The organism is Glycomyces sp. NPDC048151 (assembly GCF_043202775.1).
Classification (GTDB): Bacteria; Actinomycetota; Actinomycetes; order Mycobacteriales; family Micromonosporaceae; genus Glycomyces.
Genome location: NZ_JBIDBB010000004.1, coordinates 256,521 through 275,787 on the forward strand (window position 1 = coordinate 256,521; position 19,267 = coordinate 275,787).

General features: G+C 70.6%; 19 protein-coding genes. 8 read left to right on the top strand and 11 right to left on the bottom strand.

Features of this window, described 5'->3' with window-relative positions; translation table 11 throughout:
* Window positions 1-15 precede the first annotated feature (15 nt).
* Together ACGGCP_RS10990 and ACGGCP_RS10995 are read left to right on the top strand one after the other, a co-directional pair.
* On the top strand, window positions 16-603 hold the full coding sequence (locus tag ACGGCP_RS10990) for a TetR/AcrR family transcriptional regulator (RefSeq protein ID WP_392964189.1): 588 nt from the start codon (window positions 16-18) through the stop codon (window positions 601-603).
* Window positions 600-1,388: a thioesterase family protein gene (locus ACGGCP_RS10995; protein ID WP_392964191.1), complete on the top strand. Its 789-nt coding sequence runs from the start codon at window positions 600-602 to the stop codon at window positions 1,386-1,388. The genes ACGGCP_RS10990 and ACGGCP_RS10995 overlap by 4 nt, the downstream gene beginning before the upstream one ends.
* A gap of 206 nt (window positions 1,389-1,594) precedes the next feature.
* Here ACGGCP_RS10995 and ACGGCP_RS11000 read toward each other — a convergent pair whose 3' ends face one another.
* The 5 genes from ACGGCP_RS11000 to ACGGCP_RS11020 all read right to left on the bottom strand — a co-directional run bounded on the left by ACGGCP_RS11000 (window position 1,595) and on the right by ACGGCP_RS11020 (window position 7,114).
* On the bottom strand, window positions 1,595-2,212 hold the full coding sequence (locus ACGGCP_RS11000; RefSeq protein ID WP_392964193.1) for a hypothetical protein: 618 nt from the start codon (window positions 2,210-2,212) through the stop codon (window positions 1,595-1,597).
* 180 nt (window positions 2,213-2,392) lie between these two features.
* Complete coding sequence (locus ACGGCP_RS11005; RefSeq protein WP_392964196.1) at window positions 2,393-3,232, bottom strand: alpha/beta hydrolase; 840 nt, start codon at window positions 3,230-3,232, stop codon at window positions 2,393-2,395.
* A gap of 62 nt (window positions 3,233-3,294) precedes the next feature.
* Window positions 3,295-4,530 carry a DUF1565 domain-containing protein gene (locus ACGGCP_RS11010; protein ID WP_392964198.1) on the bottom strand — a complete coding sequence of 412 codons (1,236 nt, stop codon included), beginning with the start codon at window positions 4,528-4,530 and terminating at the stop codon, window positions 3,295-3,297.
* Window positions 4,531-4,653: 123 nt separating this feature from the next.
* Window positions 4,654-5,451, bottom strand: coding sequence for a metallophosphoesterase family protein (locus tag ACGGCP_RS11015; RefSeq protein ID WP_392964201.1), 798 nt, complete (start codon window positions 5,449-5,451; stop codon window positions 4,654-4,656).
* A gap of 34 nt (window positions 5,452-5,485) precedes the next feature.
* Window positions 5,486-7,114 (bottom strand): helix-turn-helix domain-containing protein, encoded by a 1,629-nt coding sequence (locus ACGGCP_RS11020; protein WP_392964204.1) that lies wholly within the window; start codon window positions 7,112-7,114, stop codon window positions 5,486-5,488.
* Window positions 7,115-7,244: 130 nt separating this feature from the next.
* Between ACGGCP_RS11020 and aceA the strand changes: the two genes are divergently transcribed.
* Both aceA and aceB read left to right on the top strand, forming a co-directional pair.
* A complete protein-coding gene (aceA, locus tag ACGGCP_RS11025) occupies window positions 7,245-8,558 on the top strand; it encodes an isocitrate lyase (protein ID WP_392964207.1) in 1,314 nt (437 codons plus the stop codon).
* 70 nt (window positions 8,559-8,628) lie between these two features.
* The gene (aceB, locus tag ACGGCP_RS11030; protein ID WP_392964210.1) at window positions 8,629-10,254 is read left to right on the top strand and encodes a malate synthase A; all 1,626 of its coding nucleotides are present in this window, start codon (window positions 8,629-8,631) and stop codon (window positions 10,252-10,254) included.
* A 132-nt stretch (window positions 10,255-10,386) separates the two neighbouring features.
* Here the strand turns inward: aceB and ACGGCP_RS11035 are convergent, their stop codons facing one another.
* The 3 genes from ACGGCP_RS11035 to ACGGCP_RS11045 all read right to left on the bottom strand — a co-directional run bounded on the left by ACGGCP_RS11035 (window position 10,387) and on the right by ACGGCP_RS11045 (window position 12,953).
* A complete protein-coding gene (locus tag ACGGCP_RS11035) occupies window positions 10,387-10,752 on the bottom strand; it encodes a hypothetical protein (RefSeq protein WP_392964212.1) in 366 nt (121 codons plus the stop codon).
* Between the two features lie 86 nt (window positions 10,753-10,838).
* Window positions 10,839-11,960, bottom strand: coding sequence for a hypothetical protein (locus ACGGCP_RS11040; RefSeq protein ID WP_392964214.1), 1,122 nt, complete (start codon window positions 11,958-11,960; stop codon window positions 10,839-10,841).
* 243 nt (window positions 11,961-12,203) lie between these two features.
* On the bottom strand, window positions 12,204-12,953 hold the full coding sequence (locus ACGGCP_RS11045) for a FadR/GntR family transcriptional regulator (RefSeq protein ID WP_392964217.1): 750 nt from the start codon (window positions 12,951-12,953) through the stop codon (window positions 12,204-12,206).
* 149 nt (window positions 12,954-13,102) lie between these two features.
* On the opposite strand from ACGGCP_RS11045, the gene ACGGCP_RS11050 reads away from it, so the two are divergent.
* The 3 genes from ACGGCP_RS11050 to ACGGCP_RS11060 all read left to right on the top strand — a co-directional run bounded on the left by ACGGCP_RS11050 (window position 13,103) and on the right by ACGGCP_RS11060 (window position 16,044).
* Window positions 13,103-13,606, top strand: coding sequence for a gluconokinase (locus tag ACGGCP_RS11050; protein ID WP_392964219.1), 504 nt, complete (start codon window positions 13,103-13,105; stop codon window positions 13,604-13,606).
* Between the two features lie 74 nt (window positions 13,607-13,680).
* A complete protein-coding gene (locus tag ACGGCP_RS11055; RefSeq protein ID WP_392964221.1) occupies window positions 13,681-15,066 on the top strand; it encodes a GntP family permease in 1,386 nt (461 codons plus the stop codon).
* A gap of 126 nt (window positions 15,067-15,192) precedes the next feature.
* Window positions 15,193-16,044, top strand: coding sequence for a virginiamycin B lyase (locus ACGGCP_RS11060; RefSeq protein ID WP_392964223.1), 852 nt, complete (start codon window positions 15,193-15,195; stop codon window positions 16,042-16,044).
* Window positions 16,045-16,094: 50 nt separating this feature from the next.
* Here ACGGCP_RS11060 and ACGGCP_RS11065 read toward each other — a convergent pair whose 3' ends face one another.
* From ACGGCP_RS11065 to ACGGCP_RS11075, 3 genes are all read right to left on the bottom strand, one after another.
* The gene (locus ACGGCP_RS11065; RefSeq protein WP_392964226.1) at window positions 16,095-16,571 is read right to left on the bottom strand and encodes a hypothetical protein; all 477 of its coding nucleotides are present in this window, start codon (window positions 16,569-16,571) and stop codon (window positions 16,095-16,097) included.
* The gene (locus tag ACGGCP_RS11070; protein ID WP_392964229.1) at window positions 16,568-17,029 is read right to left on the bottom strand and encodes a hypothetical protein; all 462 of its coding nucleotides are present in this window, start codon (window positions 17,027-17,029) and stop codon (window positions 16,568-16,570) included. Before ACGGCP_RS11070 ends, ACGGCP_RS11065 begins: the two co-directional genes overlap by 4 nt.
* 166 nt (window positions 17,030-17,195) lie before the next feature.
* Complete coding sequence (locus ACGGCP_RS11075; protein ID WP_392964231.1) at window positions 17,196-18,386, bottom strand: M20 family metallopeptidase; 1,191 nt, start codon at window positions 18,384-18,386, stop codon at window positions 17,196-17,198.
* A 177-nt stretch (window positions 18,387-18,563) separates the two neighbouring features.
* Here ACGGCP_RS11075 and ACGGCP_RS11080 point away from each other — a divergent pair, with 177 nt between their 5' ends.
* Complete coding sequence (locus ACGGCP_RS11080) at window positions 18,564-19,217, top strand: NADPH-dependent FMN reductase (RefSeq protein WP_392964233.1); 654 nt, start codon at window positions 18,564-18,566, stop codon at window positions 19,215-19,217.
* Window positions 19,218-19,267: the final 50 nt, after the last annotated feature.

Here is a 19,267-nt window from a genome sequence, read left to right on the forward strand (position 1 = left end):
GCAAGGAGAACGAACATGCCCACAGGGGTGCCCATCGGCGATGCGCGGGAGCGGCTCTTCGACGCCGCCGACCGGCTCCTGCTGCAAGGCGGCCCGAGCGCGCTGACCAGCCGCGCGGTCACCGACGAGGCCGGGACCGCGAAGGGCGTGCTGCACCGCCACTTCGCGGACTTCGACGACTTCCTCGCCCAGTTCGTGCTCGACCGGGCACACCGCATGGACGAGCGCGCGGCGGCGCTGCGCGACGCTGCGGGGACCGGCACGGTCGCCGGGAACCTGGCCGAGGCGCTGACCGCCGTGTTCGAGTCCGTCGCGGTGGGCATCGTGGCGCTCGTGACGTTCCGGGACGAACTGCGGGCGCGCCTGCGCGAGACCTGGCCCGCCGGGGTGCCGGTGCTGACCGACGCGGTCGAGATGATCGCCGACTACCTTGCGGCGGAACGCGAACTGGGGCGTCTGGACCCCGGGGCCGAACCTGAGGGCCTGGCGCCGATGCTCGTGGGGACCGCCCACCTGCTGTTCGCCGACCGGACCGGTCGGCCTCCGACCGCGGAGGCCGTGCGGAACGCGGTCGCGTCGGTGATGGGAGGGGTGCTCGTATGACGGCCGCATCGGCGTATTTCGAGAGGATCGACGAGGGGCGCTTCCGGCCGACCGCGTGGACCGGTGGGGCGTGGACGGTGAGCGAGCAGCACATCAGTCCGATGAACGGCCTGATCGTGCATGAGGTGGAACGGTTCTGCGCCGAGCGCGGGCCGGACGGGATGGCGATCGGCCGTATCAGTGTGGACATCCTCGGGGTGCTCGGGATCGAGCCGTTCGAGGTGTCAGTGTCGGTGGTGCGGCCCGGGCGGACGATCGAGCTGCTCGAAGCCGTCGTGACGTCGGCGGGCAGGGCCGCGGTGGCCGCGCGGGTCTGGCGTTCGGTCGTGCTCGACACCGCCGCGGTGGCGGGCGGCGAGGTGGAGCCGCTGCCGGGGCTGGCGGAGTCGGAGGCGCTGGATCTCGCGGAGGTCTGGCCGGGCGGGTACATCGGTTCGGTCGAGCTGCGCTCGGTCGGCGCGGTGAAGCCGGGCCGGGCTGCGGCTTGGATCAGGTCGCGAGTGGACCTTGTGGAGGGTGAAGCGGCGAGCGACCTGGCGCGGCTGGTCGGGCTGGTGGACACGGCGAACGGGCTGTGCGTGCGCCAGAGCATCGATGCATGGCTGTTCCCGAACGTGGACTTGACGATCCACCTGCTGCGGCAGCCGGTCGGGGAGTGGCTCGGGCTCGACACGACCGTGGTGTTCGGGGCGGCGGGGCACGGGGTGACGAGCAGCGTGCTGCACGACGCGGCCGGGCATGCGGGGTACGCGAACCAGACGCTGACGATCCGGCCGCGGCGCTGAATCGCGATCGCTCGCTCGCGCTTGCGGGGGTCGTAGGGCGTGCCCCTTCCCACCCGCATCCGCCTCCGACCAACCGAAGAAATAGGACGACTCTCCCACACGGGTCTGACACTGGCGCGTTTTCGCTGATGGCGCCTGGGTCGGGGTGCCGGCAGGGATCGCACGTTGCGTGGCCGGGAGCCTTCCGGCTCCCGGCCCGGCGGGCGTCAGGTGGCGGCGACTTCGGCGAGGGCCGCGTTCGCCTGGTCGAAGTGCTTCATGGCGGCCTCGATCCACGGCACCGGCTGGGGGTCGTACACCGCTTCCTGCATCAGGCTGATCCCGGCCTCCAGGTCGGATCCGATGGCCGTCTGCCACGGATGCGGGTCGGGGTCGGCGAAGACCTTGCCGCTTTCGGGTTCGATCCAGGCGAACTCCTTGAACGGCGCCTTCGATCCCTTGAGGACTTCGGCGGCGGTGTAGAACTCCCGCACCGCCTCATCGCGCAGCTGCGCGGCGAGCTTCTCGTCCTTCTCGAGGCTCGACTGGGACAGCAGGGCCAGGCCCTTGCCGAGGCGTTCGTGGAACTCGGCCGGGTTGACGACGTCCTCGCCGAAGTTCCAGGAGGGCGCGCACACCCAGCAGTCGCGCGGCCAGCCCTTGCGGGGGCCGGCGACCGGCACGTCGATGGTGTAGCAGACGCGTTCCCACGTGCCGTCGTCGTTGACCGCCCAGAAGCAGATGGTCATCGTGGGCCAGGCGGCCTGGGCGGGAGCGGGGACGAAGAGGATCGCGGACACGGCGAGCGCGACCGCGAGGAGGAGTCGTTGGACGGTGAGGCGCATGGGCACTCCTTGAGCAGGGGTCGTTACCGCCTCAGTATGGGATCGCGTTCCGGCTCGGCGGGGTACGCGCACGGTCCTGAGCAGGTGCTGGAGTGTCCTATTGGGAATCGAGAGCGGTTCGGCGGCCTTTGCTCCGCCGAACCGGTCCGAAGTTGGCACGCGGTGTGCCACGGGGCCGTGTCAGGCCATGGCGGCGAGGATCGCGGCGGCGCGTTCGGGGCGGACGAGGAAGCCGACGTGGCTGGTGTCGAGGGTGTGCACGTCGAAGGTGTTGTCCGGGGTGAGCGCGTCGGCCTCCTTGATGAAGAGGTCCTGCAGCTCGACGGGGATCGAGGTGTCCTGGGTGATCCGGATGTAGCTGCGGGGGATGCGACCCCAGGTCGCGGCGTCCGCGCGGTCCTCAGGGCCGCCCGCGTCGAGGCTCTCGTCGGGGGTGAGGGTGCTGAGGAAGACGCGGAACTCGTCGTCGGTGCCGTCGGCGAGCATCGACTCCTTCAGGGCCGCGAGGAGGGCAGGGTCAGCGGTCCGCCAGTTCATCCTGACCGCGCCGAGCCGGGCCGGGTTCGCCGCGGAGACGCCCATGACCCGGTCGAGGACGCTGCCGGCGTTCTCCGGCCGGGCGACGTATTCGCGCGGCGTGTGCTCGACGCAGCACCAGGCCGAGGCGTACACGAGACGGTCGAGGAGCTCGGGGTGGCGGTTGGCGACGGCGGTGAGGGTGACGCCGCCGCGGCTGTGGGCGACGGCGATGACCGGGCCGTTCTGCTTGGCGCGCTTGAGGATCGCCACCATGTGGTCGACGTTCGCCTGGAGTCCGACGCCCGCGAGGTGCGACGGCGCCTCCGCCAGTTCCGCCGCGTCCTGGGTCTGGAACGCGGACGGTACGCCCGCCTCGAACCCGTGGCCCGGCAGGTCGACCGCAAGGGAGCGGTGGCCCAGGAGGGCGAGCTCGCGCTGGAGCGGGGCCCACGTGAAGGAGTTGGCGTTGGAGCCGTGGATGAGGACGAACGTCGGTGTCATCGGGTGATTATCGCACCGGGGCGGGCGTGGGCCCTGCCGCGGAATGCGGCAGGGCCCGCCGGTCAGACGAATGTCGCGCCGAGGTTCGGGTAGTTCTTGGGGACGAGGAAGTTCGTGGACGGGATCGACCCGTCGGCGGCGCGGGCCCCGGTGATGACCGAGGTGCTGGTGTTGGCGAGGTCGGCGTCGACCCAGCTCGACTTGATGTTCCAGGAGTTGCCCGAGCCCGTGGAGGAGCCGAGTGCGACCGGGGTGGCGTTGTTGACCGCGAGGTTCGCGGTGAGTTTCGAGGTCGAGGAGTCGAAGTCGAAGCCGGTCTTGCCGTTCTTCCAGGCGGTGGAGCGGCTGATCTGGAGCGAGCCGGGGTTGCCGTTGTCGGTGAGGCCGTGCGCGGAGTTGCGCCAGGCCATGGTGTTCACGACGACGTGGTTCGCGGCCGGGTCGGGGTCGCCGCCGCCGAGTTTGAAGCCGTTGCCGTCGCCCGAGTAGTTCGGGAGGTTCCAGTGGTTGTAGCCGTTGCCGTAGGCGACGGAGTCCTCGATGCGGATGGGGGAGAGGAACTCCCACGCGTCGAAGCCGTCGTCGGCGTTGTTCCACAGGCGCGCCCCGACGACGGTGTTGCCGGTGCCCGAGCCCTCCTTGATGGCGAGGCCGTCGGCGCTCTCGCCGTTCTTGCGGGGGTCGCGGTTGCCGTACGAGTCGAGGTTCACGATCCGGTTGTTCGCGGAGGCGCCCTGGATGTGGAGGCCGGACTCGTAGTTGTCGCGGGTGATGAGGCGGTCGTAGACGTTGCCGTTGCTGTCGAGCGCGAAGATCGCGTACGGGCCGTGGATGATCTCCAGGTGCTCGAAGCGCCAGTAGTCGCCTTCGACGTGGAGGGCGCCGCGGTCGGCGCGGGGGATGGAGGAGCCGACGGCGCCGGGGGTGTACGGCATGTTCTCGCCGTCGATGACCACCTTCTCCGTGCCGTAGGCGCGCATGGTGATCGGTGCGGCGGCGGTGCCGTTGGAGTTGACCTGGATGTTGGTGCTCGGCGCGTAGGTGCCGCCGCGGATCTGGATGACGGTGCCCGGGGCGGCCTTGTTGACGGCGGCCTGGATGGTCTTGAGCGGGGCGGCGACGGTGCCGGGGTTGGCGTCGTTCCCGTTGACGGCCACGGTGATCGTGGCGGACTGCGCGGCGGCGGTGCCGGTCCAGGCGAACGCGGCGGCCGCTGCCGCCGCCGCTGCGGTGAGCGCCGCGAGCGCGAGGACCGCCTTGCGCGCCAGGCGCTTCGGACGGGGAGGTGCGGTGGTCATGTGAGGGTCGCTTTCTCGATGGTGCCGGTACGAGAACCTGAAGGCGCTTGCCGTCTTCAGGTTTCTTCAGGTAACCGCAATCATCGAAGAAAGTCAATATATGGGCGGGATGTCCGCCGTCGTTCATCCGCAGTGCCGGTGCCCGTGGTAGGCGGCCGGGCGGCCTTCCCTCTGGTTGGCCCGGTAGACCCCGGTGCGGAGTTCGACCTCCCACACATCGGCTTCGGGCATGCCGGAGCGGTGGGCGGCATCGATTTCGGATTCCTGGTCGTAGGGGACGCGAACGAACTGGATCGCGAACGGCCCGGGCTCGGTCGAGTCGGGGACGCCTTCGACGATCACGTAGACCGGGGTCGGGTCGTCGAGGCAGTTGCCGACACTGCCGACGTTGAACAGGGTCCGGCCGCCCCGGTCGGTTTCGAGGTACGGGTCGTGGATGTCGCCGTAGCCGACGACATCAGGGGCCGGTCCGTCGCCGGTGGCCTCGGTGTTCGCGAACATGGCCAGGAACTGGGCTTCGTCGTGGTCGAAGAACACGCGGTTGTAGACGCTCTGCGGTGAGGCGTGGAAGACGCGGATCCGTTTGCCGCTCATGAGGAAGTCGTGGGAGAGCGGCAGGTCCCGCAGCCACTTCTGCTGCTCCTCGGGGAGCTCGTCGCGCCACCATTCGGCAAGTGGGAAGCCCGCCATCTGCTGCGGGTTGGTCAGCGACGCCTCCCAGTTCCCTTGGACGTGCGCCTCGCAGCGCTCACGGGAGAGGTCGACGCATGCGGAGCCCCGCGGACCCTTCCCGACCGTGTCCCCCAAGTTGAGGATGCGTGTGATCCCGCGCGCGGCGATGTCGTCGAGCACCGCCTGGAACGCGGTGAGGTTGCCGTGGATGTCGGAGATCAGGGCGACGCGTTCGAGGGAGGAAGCCATGCCACTCAGTCTGCCATCGGCGGGAAACCCTTTCCTAACGCTTCGAGTGGCGTTCCAGGAACTGGTAGACCTCGGTCTCGTCGACGCCGGGGAAGGAGCCGAGGGGCATGGCGGCGAGTTGGGAGCTGGCGGCGCGGGCGGTGGGCCAGACCTGGCCCGCCCAGGCGTCGGCGAGGGCGCGCGGGGGATTGCGGCAGCAGTCCGGGTCCGGGCACTTCGACACCGAGCGGGCCTTGGTCTCCTTGCCGCGGAACCACTTCGCGGACTCGTAGGGCACGCCGATGGAGAGGGAGAACAGGCCGTCGGCACTGCGCTCGGTGCGGGCGGTGCACCAGTAGGTGCCCGTCGCGGTGTCCGTGTACTGGTTGAACGCGTTGAACTTGTCCGGCACGTCGAAGACCTGGCGGCTCGTCCAGTACCGGCAGATCGGCTGGCCCTCGATCGCGCCGGTCGGGTCCGCCGGGAACGCCACGTCGTCGTTCTCGTAGGCCTTGAAGATGATCCCGGACTTGTGGACCTTCTGGAAATGGGTGCGTATGCCCAGGTGGTGCGTTGCCAAATTCGTGAAGCGGTGCGCGGCGGCCTCGTAGGAGACGGCGAAGTTGTCCCGCAGGTCCTCGACGGCGATCTCCTTGCCCGTCATCTTCTGGCGCAGGAACGCCACCGCGCTCGACTCCGGGATGAGCAGGGCGGCGGCGAGGTAGTTCGTGGCCACGCGCTGGCCCAGGAACTCCAGGTACGTGCGCGGCACGTCGTGCTGCAGGACGTGGCTCGCGAGCGCCTGCAGCAGCACCGTGCGCGGGTCGTGGGAGCCGGTGCCGACCTGCGTCAGGTAGATCCGGCGGTGCTTGAGGTCGGTGACCGAGCGGGTCGAGTGCGGCAGGTCGTCGACGTGGTGGAGCGTGAACCGCAGGTACGCGGCGAGGTCGGCGATCTGGTGCTGCGAGAGCGGGCCGCCGGAGTAGTCGACGCCGTTGAGGAGGGTGCGGGCCTCGGCCTCGATGTCGCCGAAGTAGTTGTCCTTGTCGCGCATGCGCCGCCGCAGCTCGGTGTTCGCGCGCCGGGCCTCCTCGGGGGTCGCGGTGTGCAGGTTGGCCTGGCGTTCGACCTCCCGGTGGAGGCCGACGAGCGCTTCGAGGATCTCGGTGGGCGTGCGCCCGGACGGCTTGACGTTCGGCAGGTTGAGGGCCTGGTACTGGGCGCTGCGCTGGGCGCGTTCGAGCGCGATCTCCAGCGCGATGCGGCGGTTGGGCGGCTCGGCCCCGAGGAGCTCGTCCGAGGAGACGCCGAGCGCGCGGGCCAGGGCCCGCAGCATCGACAGCTTCGGCTCCTTCTTGCCGTTCTCGATGAGCGAGAGCTGCGAGGCGGCGGCGCCGACGGCCGCGCCGAGGTCGTCCAGGCTCATGTCGCGCTGCTTGCGCAGGTGCCGGATCTGCTTGCCCAGGCTGATGAGGTCCACGGTCGCGTCGTCGGCGGCCAGCTCGGCGGCCTCGGCCGCCCCCCACGGGCGGTGCGCGGCCCCCGGATCGGAGGAATCGCCGTTCTTCGCAATGACACCGGTGTGCTTCGCGCGCGCGGCCGGGCGCGGGTTACCGCTGCCACCGTTCGTGCTCTGGGTGGCGGTCGCGCCTGGGCCGGGGCCGTTCGCGGGCAGGTTCGTCATTTCCCCAGTATTGCGAAGAACTGCCGATCTTTCCACCCGGAACCGCTACTCAGGCGTGGCGGCAAGTGAAAGATTGTTGTTACCTGCAAGTAATGGCCGCGCCTGCGGCCCCGAAGACTCGGAGCCGACGATGAACGACACCAACCGCGAAGCGAACGACACGAGCCTCGCCGCCGAACGGCTGGCCCTCGAATGGGCCTCCGATCCGCGCTGGGCCAACACGGTGCGCGACTACACCCCCGAAGACGTCGTCCGCCTGCGCGGCCGCGTCACCGAAGAGCACACCCTCGCCCGCCGCGGCGCGATGCGCCTCTGGTCCCGGCTCACCGAGGACGCCGCCACCGGCGGGTACACCCACGCGCTCGGCGCGATGACCGGCGGCCAGGCCGTCGAACAGGTCAAGGCCGGCCTCCACGCCATCTACCTCTCCGGCTGGCAGGTCGCCGCCGACGCCAACCTCGCCGCGCAGACCTACCCCGACCAGTCGCTCTACCCGGCCAACTCGGTCCCGCAGGTCGTGCGCCGCATCAACAACGCGCTCATGCGCGCCGACCAGATCGAGGCCTCCGAAGGCGTCCAGTCCGTCGAGGACTGGCTCGTGCCCATCGTCGCCGACGCCGAAGCCGGCTTCGGCGGCCCGCTCAACGCCTTCGAGCTCATGAAGGCCATGATCGGCGCGGGCGCGGCGGCCGTGCACTGGGAGGACCAGCTCGCCTCCGAGAAGAAGTGCGGCCACCTCGGCGGCAAGGTGCTCATCCCCACCAGCCAGCACCTCAGGACGCTCAACGCCGCCCGGCTCGCCGCCGACGTGGAGAACACGCCGACCCTCATCATCGCCCGCACCGACGCCGAGGCCGCCACGCTGCTGACCTCCGACGTGGACGAACGCGACCACCGGTTCCTCACCGGCGACCGCACCGCCGAGGGCTACTACCGCGTGCGCAACGGCATCGAACCGTGCATCGCCCGCGCCATCGCCTACGCGCCCTACGCGGACCTGCTCTGGATGGAGACCGGCACGCCCGACCTCGAGGCCGCCCGCACGTTCGCCGAAGCCGTCAAGGCCGAGCACCCCGACCAGATGCTCGCCTACAACTGCTCGCCGTCCTTCAACTGGAAGCGCCACCTGGACGACGACACGATCGCCAAGTTCCAGCGCGAGCTCGGCTCCATGGGCTTCACCTTCCAGTTCATCACGCTGGCGGGCTTCCACGCCCTCAACCACTCCATGTTCGACCTCGCCCACGGCTACGCCCGCGACGGCATGACCGCCTACGTGGAACTCCAGGAACGCGAGTTCGACTCCGAGGAGCGCGGGTACACCGCCACCAAGCACCAGAGGGAGGTCGGCACCGGCTACTTCGACAAGGTGACCGCCGCCCTCAACCCGCAAAGTGAGACGCTCGCGCTCGCGGGCTCCACCGAGGCGGGACAATTCCACTAGCTGCCCTGCGACCTGTCCGAGAGGGTGGAGCCCGCACTCCGGGCTCCACCCGCCACACAAGGAGAACCACGTGGTTACTCAAGCCGAGACCCGCACTGACTCAGGGATCGCGGTCAACGGGCCCGCCGTCGACCGCCAGGACGAGATCCTGACCCCGGAGGCGCTGGCGTTCGTCGCCGCCCTCCACCGGGCCTTCGCCCCCCGCAGGCAGGAGCTGCTGCAACTGCGCCAGGAGCGCCGCAACAGGATCGCCAACGGCGCCGACCCCGGCTTCCTCAAGGAGACCGAGGACGTGCGCGAGGACTTCTCCTGGAGCGTCGCCACCCTCGCCCCGGGCCTGGAGGACCGGCGCGTCGAGATCACCGGCCCGTGCGACCGGAAGATGACGATCAACGCCCTCAACTCGGGCGCGAAGTGCTGGATGGCCGACCTCGAGGACTCCTCGACGCCCAACTGGCACAACGTCGTCGACTCGCAGGTGAACCTGCGCGACGCCATCGAGCGGCGCATCGACTTCACCAGCCCCCAGGGCAAGGAGTACCGCCTCAAGGGCGAGACGCTCACCGACCTGCCCACGATCATCGTGCGCCCGCGCGGCTGGCACCTCGCCGAGCTGCACGTCAGGGTCGACGGCGTCCCCGTCGCAGGGTCCCTAGTGGACTTCGGGCTCTACTTCTTCCACAACGCGCACCGGCTCATCGAACTCGGCCGCGGCCCGTACTTCTACCTGCCGAAGATCGAGTCGCACCTCGAGGCCCGGCTGTGGAACGACGTGTTCGTCATGGCGCAGGACCTCCTCGGCCTGCCGCAGGGGACCATCCGCGCCACCGTGCTCATCGAGACCATCACCGCCGCGTTCGAGATGGAGGAGATCCTCTACGAACTGCGGCACCACTCGTCCGGGCTCAACGCCGGACGCTGGGACTACATCTTCTCGGTCATCAAGAACTTCCGCGAGCGGGGACCCCGCTTCGTGCTGCCCGACCGCGACCAGGTGACCATGACCGCGCCGTTCATGCGCGCCTACACCGAGCTGCTCGTGCGCACCTGCCACCGGCGCAGCGCCTCCGCGATCGGCGGGATGGCCGCGTTCATCCCCTCCCGCCGCGACCCGGAGGCGAACGCGATCGCGCTGGAGAAGGTGCGGGCCGACAAGAACCGCGAGGCCGACGACGGCTTCGACGGCTCCTGGGTGGCCCACCCCGACCTCGTCCCGGTCGCCATGGCGGTCTTCGACGAGACCCTCGGCGGCCTGCCGAACCAGATCGACAAGCAGCGCGAGGACGTCGTGCCGAACGTCGCGGCCCTCCTCGACGTGGCCGCGACGCCCGGCGAGATCACCGAGGCCGGCATCCGCAAGAACCTCGAGGTCGGCGTGCGCTACATCGAGTCCTGGCTGCGCGGGGTCGGCGCGGCCGCCATCAACAACCTGATGGAGGACGCCGCGACCGCCGAGATCTCGCGCTCGCAGATCTGGCAGTGGATCAACGCCGAGGCCGTCACGGGCGACGGGAAGGTCGTCACGCGCGGCTGGGTCGAGCGCCTGCTCAAGGACGAGTTCGCCCGCCTGGAGCGGTTCGACGGCGACCGCTTCGACGACGCGCTCTCGGTCTTCGCCGAGTGCGCGCTGGGCGAGTCGTACCCGACGTTCCTCACCATCCCCGCCTACACGAGGTTCCTCGCCAACGGCGGCTGAGCACTGCGCTGCTCCCCTTGCGGCGGAGCCGGAACCGCACCCGCGCGGACCGGCTCCGCCGCTCTTTTGTAAATATATATCGACATGGATGTAATCCATCCGCGCTCGCCGTGGCCACGCGCTCAACGCTTGCTAAGGAGCCCAGTCGAGTTGGTCCTCGGGGATGCCGATCGAGGCCGCGTGTCCGGCGGCGGCCGAGCGGCCCGCCTCGTCGCCTCGCGGATAGCTGAAGACCTTGCCGGCGAAGACCACGAACGTCTCGTCGGCCGTGGTGAAGTCGACGTACCAGGGGCCCTCGTCGAGGGCGGCCGCGAGGGACTCGCCCAGCAGCTCGGCGCGGTCGTCGTCGGCCTCGAAGTAGAGGAGCGTCCACACGTTCGGCTGCCCGGCCGGGGGCGATCCGACGTCGGCGCGCCAGATCCGTTTGACGCGCAACGGCACCGAGTCGAGCTCGGCTCCGACCCGCAGGCTCTCCGCGATCAGTGTGCCCGTGACCATCCGGTCTCCTCTCGTCCCTGCGTTCGAGGCAACCTTACGGACGGGGTGCGACACGATCGGGGCCTCGTCGAGAACCGGACGCCCGCTCAGTGCGGGCGGCGGTTGACGCGGCGCGGGCGCTGCGTTAAACGGCGGCCCGCCGCGGACTCGACGGGGCGCATCGGGGTCTGGGCCGCGGCGTAGGCGGTGTGGTAGAGCCGGCACATGGAGCGGATGGCCGAGCGGACCTCCTGGAGGTAGCCGCTCGCGGTGTGCCGCTTGCGGAAGTGCGGCTCGGGGAGCTCCGCCGGGTCGACGCCGACGGTGTCGATGGTGCAGCCGTAGGGGAGTCCCATGTGGGTGATCGCGTCGCAGTGCTGGAACGCCGTGTAGGGCGAGGAGGTGACGACGAGGACGCTGTCGCCGGGGGCGAGGTCGACGACGCGGTCGGCCCAGAAGCGGCACGTGTCCACGGTGTCGGCGCGGCGGCGGCCCGGCTGCGAGGAGGGGGCGGCGACGGCGCGGACGGTGACGGGACCAACTTGGTAGGTCGCCACCTTCCAGGAGCGGCCGGGGTCGCGCTGCGGGTCACCGCCTTCGTCGATGCGCGGCTCTCCGCCGATGTTGAAGGCGCGCTTGAGGCTCGCTTCGATCGCGTCCACTTCGTACCCGCCGCAGTCGAGGCCGCTCAGCGCCGCGGATTCGAGGTCGGGGCCGTCGAGGGGGCGGAAGCCGCCGACGCCGGTGACGTTGTCGGCGCCGATGCCGCTGTCGAGGAGCTCGGCGGCGAAGCGGGTGCGGAAGACGCAGGAGGCGACGAGGCCGCCGAGGACCAGCACTTGCGTGTAGTGGCTCAGGCGCGGCCGCGCCTGGGCGCCGAGTCCCAGGGCGAGAGCGGCGTGGATCGCGGCGTGCTCGTGCTCGGGGGCGAGCGGCTGGGGCGCGGTCTCGTGGCGTTCGCGCCCGGCCCGGAAGTCCCAGTGGTCGGCCGAGAAGGCCTCGAGGTACGCGAGGTCTTCGGCGGTGCCGGTGCCCGGGAGCCTCCCCCCGAAGAGGGCGAGGAGGCGATGCATCGGCTCGGAGCCGGTCCAGGCGGCGACATCGGCCAGGAGCGAGTGCGGGCCTTGGCCGTCGTAGTGCGGGAGTCGCACTGGTTCGAACTCGGGCATGGCTGGTCCGATCTGCGGTGGTGTCGCGGCCTTGTGGGCCGTGGCGGTGTTGAGGCACATGCTATGCGGTTACTGACCGTGCCTCACTGGTCAGACCAGGCGAAACGCCGTGTCGCGGCCCAAATACGGTCCGGTCGGACGCCGACGGCGCACCTGGCTGGGGCGCATGTGCCACAGGGGATCGCTGTGGTTTCCTTCTGCTGCTTGCTATGCGGGTGTCGTGAATGCCTTTCTGGGTATGTGACGCGTGATGTACCACTGCAAGTTGCACACGGCCGAGTGTGGCGGTGCGCACGACCGAGATCACGCCGCCCGCGGGCGGCGTGGAGGAGAGCGGGACGGGACTAAGCCCGGCAGCATCGCGGTGCGGACCTCGGCCAGGAGCGCCCGCATGGCGGCCTCGGCGTCGGCGGAGCGGCCCGCCGCGACGGCCGCGGCGACGGCGTCATGCAGGTCCATCGCCTCGGGCACCGGCTTGTGCGGCATGAGCCCGAGCTGGGTGCGGCCGCGCAGGACCGCGGCGATGACGTCCGCGAGCGCCGCGAACATCTCGTTGCCGCTGGCCTGCAGCAGGAGTGCGTGGAACTCGACGTCGCGTTCCATGAACTCGGTGAGCTCGGCGGCCTCCCCGAGGCGGCGGAGCGTGGCGGCGAGCTCGACGACGCGGTCGCGCTGGGCGGCGGTGGCGGCGCGCGCGGCGGCGCCCGCCGCGAGGGGTTCGACGGCGATGCGCAGCTCGGTGAGGGTGCGCAGCTGCGCGCGCCGGGCGGGGCCGGAGAGGCGCCACCAGATGACCTTGGGGTCGAAGACGTTCCAGTCGGCGATGGGTCGGACGGTGATGCCGACGCGGCGGCGGGACTGGACGAGGCCCATGGACTCGAGGATGCGCATGGTCTCGCGGGCGACGGTGCGGGAGACGCCGAAGCGCTCCTGGATGCCGTCGAGGGTGAGGACGTGCCCGGCGGGCAGCTCGCCGGCGGCGATCTCCATCCCGAGTTTCTCGAGGATGGGGTCGTGGAGGCCGGTGCCGTTCTGGGCGGGGCGTTCGATCATGCCGCCGCTCCGTGCCGGTGGTGCCGGTGTGCCGTATCTCCGTGCCTGTCGCCCATGCCCGAATCCTATACGGTCCGCGGTTGCATCGCGGTTCAAATGATGTTACCTTTCCGCTCATTAAGTATTACCTTTCGAAGAGGAGGGGTTCCGTGACGACGACCTGCCTGGTGGTCATGGGAGTCTCGGGCTCGGGCAAGAGCACCGTCGCGCGGCTGCTGGCCGACCGGCTCGGCGCGCCCATGGCCGAAGCCGACGAGTTCCACCCTGAGGCGAACATCGCCAAGATGAGCGCGGGCGTGCCGCTCACGGACGCCGACCGGGAGCCCTGGCTCCTGGCGCTCAGGGACTGGATCAGCGAGCACGACGCGGCCGGCCGCGGGAGCGTCGTCACCTGCTCGGCGCTCAAGCGCTCCTACCGGGACCTCCTGCGCGGCGCGACCGCCCGCGTCCGCTTCGTCCACCTCAGCGGCTCCCGCGAGGTCATCGGCGAGCGGCTCTCCCACCGCAGCGGGCATTTCATGCCGCCCAGCCTGCTCGACTCCCAGTTCGCCGACCTCGAGCCGCTCGGCGACAACGAGGACGGCATCACCGTCGACGTCACCGCTACCCCCGAGCAGATCGCCGACCGCGTCCTCGCCGGCTTCGAGCCCTAAACCCCGCCGACACCCCGAGAGCCCACCCCGCGATCGACCCCCTGTGCAGCAAAGGAGCTCACCCCGCAATGGAAATGGAATGGACTCAGACCCTCGGAGCGGCCCCGCTCCTGGGGATCGCCGCAGGCGCCGTCGCGCTCCTGCTGGTGCTCATCATCTGGCTGCGCGTGCACGCGTTCCTCGCGCTGGTCACCGTCTCGGCGCTCACCGCGTTCGCCACGGGCATCCCGGCCGAGTACCTCATCCCGACGCTCACCAGCGGCTTCGGGGCGACCCTCGCGAGCGTCGCCCTGCTCGTGGGCCTGGGCGCGATGCTCGGACGCCTCGTCGAGGTCTCCGGCGGCGCGAAGGCGCTGACGGACATGCTCATCTCGCGGTTCGGCGAGAAGCGCGCCCCGCTCGCGCTGGGCGTGGCCTCCCTGATCTTCGGGTTCCCGATCTTCTTCGACGCCGGGCTCGTCGTCATGCTGCCCATCATCTTCGCGGTGGCGCGGCGCCTGGGAGGCGGCGTCCTGAAGTACGCCTTGCCTGCGGCGGGCGCGTTTTCCGTGATGCACATCTACGTGCCGCCGCACCCGGGCCCGGTCGCGGCGAGCACGCTGCTCGGCGCCGACGTCGGCCTCGTCGTCGCGCTCGGCCTCCTGGTCGCGATCCCCACCTGGTACGTCACGAGCTACCTGTACGGCCTGTGGGTCGGCAAGCGCATCGAGCTGCCGGTGCCGGACGTGCTCTCGGGCGGCCCGCAGGCCGACGACGTCAAGAACCCGCCGCGGGCGAGCACGGTGATCCTGCTGCTGCTCCTGCCGCTGGTGATGATCTTCTTCGACACCGGCCTCAACACCGCCGGTTCGGCAGGCTGGGTCGACTCCGAAGCGACGTGGTTCAACGTGGCGCGGGCGCTCGGCTCGACGCCGATCGCGCTGCTCGTCACCGTGTTCGTGGCGTCCTACGTGCTCGGCCAGCGGCGCGGGCGCACCCGCGCCTGGGTCGAGGACCTGCTCGACAAGGCCCTCGCCCCGGTCTGCGCGATCATCCTGATCACCGGCGCGGGCGGCATGTTCGGCGGGGTGCTGCGCGCCAGCGGCATCGGCGACGCGCTCTCGGGCGCGCTGTCGGACATCGGCCTGCCGGTGATCGTGGCGGCGTTCCTCATCGCGACCGCGCTGCGCGTCGCGCAGGGCTCGGCGACGGTGGCGCTGACGACGGCGGCGGGCCTGGTGCAGCCGATCGTGGCCGGGAACGGCTACAACGCGGTCGAGCTGGCCGCGATCGTGCTGGCGATGTCCGCCGGGTCGGTCATGATCAGCCACGTCAACGACTCCGGGTTCTGGCTCGTCGGGCGCTTCCTGAACATGGACGTCAAGACCACGCTGAAGACCTGGACCGTCATGGAGACCACGATCGGCCTCATGGGCTTCGCCGGTGCGAGCCTGATCTTCGCCCTGGCCGGCGCCGCCTAGCGCGGCACGAGGGAACCGGCCTCCGCGGCGGTCGGCGGGACGCAAGGGGTGTCCCGCCGGCCGCTTTTTTCATGTCCACTAATGTTGTACAGTGTACGGAGTAAAAGCGCGGGAGGGGATCACTCAATGGAATCTGTGGCAGTCGACAAGGGCGCGTACGGGATCGCGTTCGCAGCGGACGGGACCGCCTGGTTCACCGTCGCCGAAGGCGACCGCGTCGGGCGCATCGGCCCCGGCGGCGGGGCGCCGGACTACTGGGACCTCCCGGCCGGGTCGCAGCCCACGGTCGTCGCGGCCGGTCCCGACGGCGCGGCCTGGTTCACCATGTACAAGGCCGACGCGATCGGCCGCATCGGCGCGGACGGGGAGCGCAGCGAGATGCGCCTGGCCGAGGGAGCCGAGCCGTACGGGATCGCCGTCGACGGCACGGGCGCGGTGTGGTTCACCGAGACCCGAACCGACCACATCGGACGGATCGGGCCGGGCGGGCAGCTGACGCGGTTCGCGATCCCGCAGGAAGGCGGCTTCCCCGCGGCGATCGCGTCCGGGGGCGGCGGACTGTGGTTCACGCTCAACGCCGCCGCCTCGGTCGGCCGGATCGAGCCCGACGGCACCGCGAAGGTCTTCCGGCTCGGCCTCGAAGGCGTCGCGCCGGTCGGCATCGCGGCCGGGGCGGGCGGCGTGTGGTTCGCGGACATCATGGGCGACCGCATCGGGCACATCGACGAGGACGGGGCGGTCAGGGCCGTCGCGCTCGCACCTGGCGCGAAGCCCCACGCCGTCGCCGACGACGGCGCGGGCGGCTGCTGGTTCACCGAGTGGGGCGGCAACCGCATCGGCCACGTCGACGAGGACGGCAACGTCACCGGCCGCGACCTTCCGGTCGAAGCGAGCGAGCCCCACGGCATCGCGATCGCCCCCGACGGATCGGTCTGGGCCGCACTGGAGATCGGGCAGCTCGTCCGCATCGCGGAGTGAGGGGCCGCCCGAGCCCGGCGACGGGTTCGGGCGGCCCTGTCCTTTCCGGCCTAAGCCTTGGTGCCGCAGTGGTGGCCTTCGCTGTTCGTGTTCGTCAGGCACGCGCGGATGTACAGGCCCTTGATGTTGTTCCGCTGCCAGCTGCCCTCCGCGGTGGACAGGTACGTCCACGCGCGCTGGTTCGCCGGGGGCACGTCGTAGTGGACGTCGCCGTCGGTGCCGGTCCACTCCATCCGGATCGTCGCGCCGGAGCCGTCGGCCAGGGTGTCCTGGACGTCCCACACGACGAGGGTGTTGTAGTACCCGTCGCCGCGCGGCGCCCAGCAGATGTCGGCGTAGACGTGCGCGCCGCCGGCCTGGCCGACGCCTTCGTTGTCGGCGATGACGGTCCGGCCGTTCGTGTACCCGTAGACGCTGCACGTGTACGGGACCGCGGCCTGGGCCGGTGCAGCGACGGCCACGGCACCGACCGCGGAAGTCAATGCCGCGAGCGCGACGGTCAGCGCGCGGCGGATCCCGGCGGTCACCACTTGGCCCCGCAGTGGTGGCCTTCGCTGTTCGTGTTCGTCAGGCACGCGCGGATGTACAGGTTCTCGATGTTCATCCGGCTCCACGTGCCCGTTGCGGTGTCCCAGGCCGTCCAGGCGCGCTGGCTCGACGGCGGCACGTCGTAGTGCTTCTCGCCGAGCGGGTCGGTCCACTCCATGCGGATGGTCGCGCCCGCGCCGTTCGCGGCGGTGTCGGTGACGGTCCAGGAGACGTACGTGTTGTAGACGCCGAAGCCGTCGGGCTCCCAGCAGAGCGTGGCGGTGACGAACGCGCCGCCGCCGTTGTTGTCGTTGTCCGCGTTGACGGTGCGGCCGCTGGGGTAGCCCTTCTGGGCGCACAGCGACGGCTGCGCGAAGGCGGGTTCGGCCACGGCCGTGAACCCGACGGTGGCCATCAAGGCCGCGAGGGCGCCGATGAGGGCGCGTCGAAGTCGCATTGCGTTGCTCCTTTGTGGAGTAGATATGCGGCGGGTGTTCCCGCCGCGCAATGAGACTGCGGCTCCGACCTGTCGCCGCCCTGTCGCGGCTCTGACGCGGCAACAGAAAACCTTCCGTCGGATATGTTGGGCTGCAACGTATCCGACGGAAGGCAAGGTATTCACGCTAGCCGCGGGCCATGCGCCTGACGGCCAGTTCAGCGAGCAGCGCCGAGCCGTCCGCGAGGACGGCGTCGTCGAACGCGGCCCTGGGGGAGTGGTTGGAGGCGCCGTCGTTCGGGTCCGCGGCGATGGTCGCGCCGTAGAACATGTAGCTGCCCGGCACGTTCTCCAGCACGCGCGAGAAGTCCTCCGAGCCCATCACCGGGAACGGCATCTCGGTGTACCGCTCCTCGCCGAACAGGTCCTTCACCGTCGACTCGACGAACGCGGCCTCGTCGGCGTGGTTCACCGTCGCCGGGTACTCGCGGTCGAACCGCACCTCGGCCGTGAGCCCGTGCGCGGCCGCGATGTCCTCGGCGAGCTTCACCGACTCCTTCTCGACCTGCGCGAGCGCCTCCTCCGAGAAGGTCCGCACCGTCGCCTCGAACTTGGCGTTGTCGGGGATGATGTTGTACTTCGTCCCGGCGTGGAAGGTGCCGACGGTGATCACGATCGGCTCGAACGTCGAGAACCGGCGGGTCACGAGCGTCTGCAGCGCCGTCACGATCTCGGCCGCCACCGGGATCGGGTCGAGGGTCGCGTGCGGGCGCGAACCATGCCCGCCCTTGCCGACCACGTTCACGAACAGCCCCGACGAAGCGGCCATCATCGGCCCCGGCTTCGTGGTGAACACCCCGCGCGGCACCATGTCCGAGATGACGTGCAGGCCGTAGGCGGCGTCGGCCTTGCGCCCGGCCGCCTCGAGCACGCCCTCGGCGATCATGTGGCCCGCGCCGTCCTGGCCCTCCTCGCCCGGCTGGAACATGAAGACGACGTCGCCGTGCAGCTCGGCCTGGTGCGCGCTCAGCAGCTTCGCGGCGCCCACGAGGCCCGCGGTGTGCATGTCGTGGCCGCACGCGTGCATGGTGCCGACGTGCTCGGACGTGAAGTCGACACCGGACTCCTCGGTGACGGGCAGCGCGTCCATGTCGCCGCGCAGCAGCACCACCGGGCCGGGGTTGCCGCCGCGCAGGACCGCCGTGACGGACGTCGAGGTCTGCCCGAGCGTGATCTCCAGCGGCAGGCCCTCGAGCGCGGCGAGCACGGCCGCCTGCGTCTTCGGGAGGTCCAGCCCGATCTCGGGGATCTTGTGCAGCTCGCGGCGCAGCGCGATCAGCTCGGGTGCGATCGCGGCGGCCTCTTCACGGAAGTCCATGTGCGCTCCTGGCATCGGGGACGGTCACTACTAGCCGGGCGGCAAGGTGATGCCGCAATACTGCCATGCCCGCATGGTGCGCCGGAAGCGAGAATCCCAGTCGGGTTTCCCCGATCGCGCCGCACCGCCCTCGCCGATCCGCTACACCTGCGGGAGGACCAGCAGAGGAGGCGTCCGATGGCAGCCGAGATCAGGCCCATGAAGTACCTGGTCATGACCGGGTCGGGACGGCAGGGCTCGTTCAACGCCCGGCTCGCGGCGCTCGCCGCCGCGGCGGTGGAGGCGAACGGCGGCACCGCCGACCGGGCCCGCATCACCGACTTCCCCGTCCCCGTCTACGACGGCGACCTCGAAGCGGCCGAAGGCATTCCGGCGGGCGCAGTGGCGTTCAAGGACCGCCTGGAGGCCAACGACGCGTTCATCCTCGCGTGCCCCGAGTACAACGCCTCCGTGCCCGGCTCGGTGAAGAACCTGATCGACTGGATCTCGCGGATGCGCCCGCAGCCGCTCCACCAGCGGCAGGCGCTCATCATGTCCGCCTCGCCGTCCATGGCGGGCGGCAACCGCGGCCTGTGGGCGCTGCGCGTCCCCTTGGAGCACCTGGGGACCCGCGTCTACCCCGACATGTTCTCGCTCGCGTCCGCGCACGCCGCGTTCGGCGACGACGGGAAGCTCCTGGACGACCCGCTCGCCAAGCGCCTGGACGACAACGTCGCCGGGTTCATGGAGCTCGTCGAGGCCGCCGTGGTCTTCCCCTGCGTGCGGCACGCCTGGGTCGAGTTCCTCGGCGAGCGGCCCGACCCGGCGACCGACCGCGTCCAGATCGAATGAGCGCAGGAAGAAGGCGGCGCCGGGCCCGGCGCCGCCTTCTCGCTTGCGTC

Excerpts from the sequence above, each read along its gene's own strand:
- ACGGCP_RS10990 (WP_392964189.1), top strand. The coding sequence starts at position 16 with ATGCCCACAGGGGTGCCCATCGGCGATGCGCGGGAGCGGCTCTTCGAC.
- ACGGCP_RS10995 (WP_392964191.1), top strand. The coding sequence starts at position 600 with ATGACGGCCGCATCGGCGTATTTCGAGAGGATCGACGAGGGGCGCTTC.
- ACGGCP_RS11000 (WP_392964193.1), bottom strand. The coding sequence starts at position 2,212 with ATGCGCCTCACCGTCCAACGACTCCTCCTCGCGGTCGCGCTCGCCGTG.
- ACGGCP_RS11005 (WP_392964196.1), bottom strand. The coding sequence starts at position 3,232 with ATGACACCGACGTTCGTCCTCATCCACGGCTCCAACGCCAACTCCTTC.
- ACGGCP_RS11010 (WP_392964198.1), bottom strand. The coding sequence starts at position 4,530 with ATGACCACCGCACCTCCCCGTCCGAAGCGCCTGGCGCGCAAGGCGGTC.
- ACGGCP_RS11015 (WP_392964201.1), bottom strand. The coding sequence starts at position 5,451 with ATGGCTTCCTCCCTCGAACGCGTCGCCCTGATCTCCGACATCCACGGC.
- ACGGCP_RS11020 (WP_392964204.1), bottom strand. The coding sequence starts at position 7,114 with ATGACGAACCTGCCCGCGAACGGCCCCGGCCCAGGCGCGACCGCCACC.
- aceA (WP_392964207.1), top strand. The coding sequence starts at position 7,245 with ATGAACGACACCAACCGCGAAGCGAACGACACGAGCCTCGCCGCCGAA.
- ACGGCP_RS11035 (WP_392964212.1), bottom strand. The coding sequence starts at position 10,752 with ATGGTCACGGGCACACTGATCGCGGAGAGCCTGCGGGTCGGAGCCGAG.
- ACGGCP_RS11040 (WP_392964214.1), bottom strand. The coding sequence starts at position 11,960 with ATGTGCCTCAACACCGCCACGGCCCACAAGGCCGCGACACCACCGCAG.
- ACGGCP_RS11045 (WP_392964217.1), bottom strand. The coding sequence starts at position 12,953 with ATGATCGAACGCCCCGCCCAGAACGGCACCGGCCTCCACGACCCCATC.
- ACGGCP_RS11055 (WP_392964221.1), top strand. The coding sequence starts at position 13,681 with ATGGAATGGACTCAGACCCTCGGAGCGGCCCCGCTCCTGGGGATCGCC.
- ACGGCP_RS11060 (WP_392964223.1), top strand. The coding sequence starts at position 15,193 with ATGGAATCTGTGGCAGTCGACAAGGGCGCGTACGGGATCGCGTTCGCA.
- ACGGCP_RS11070 (WP_392964229.1), bottom strand. The coding sequence starts at position 17,029 with ATGCGACTTCGACGCGCCCTCATCGGCGCCCTCGCGGCCTTGATGGCC.
- ACGGCP_RS11075 (WP_392964231.1), bottom strand. The coding sequence starts at position 18,386 with ATGGACTTCCGTGAAGAGGCCGCCGCGATCGCACCCGAGCTGATCGCG.
- ACGGCP_RS11080 (WP_392964233.1), top strand. The coding sequence starts at position 18,564 with ATGGCAGCCGAGATCAGGCCCATGAAGTACCTGGTCATGACCGGGTCG.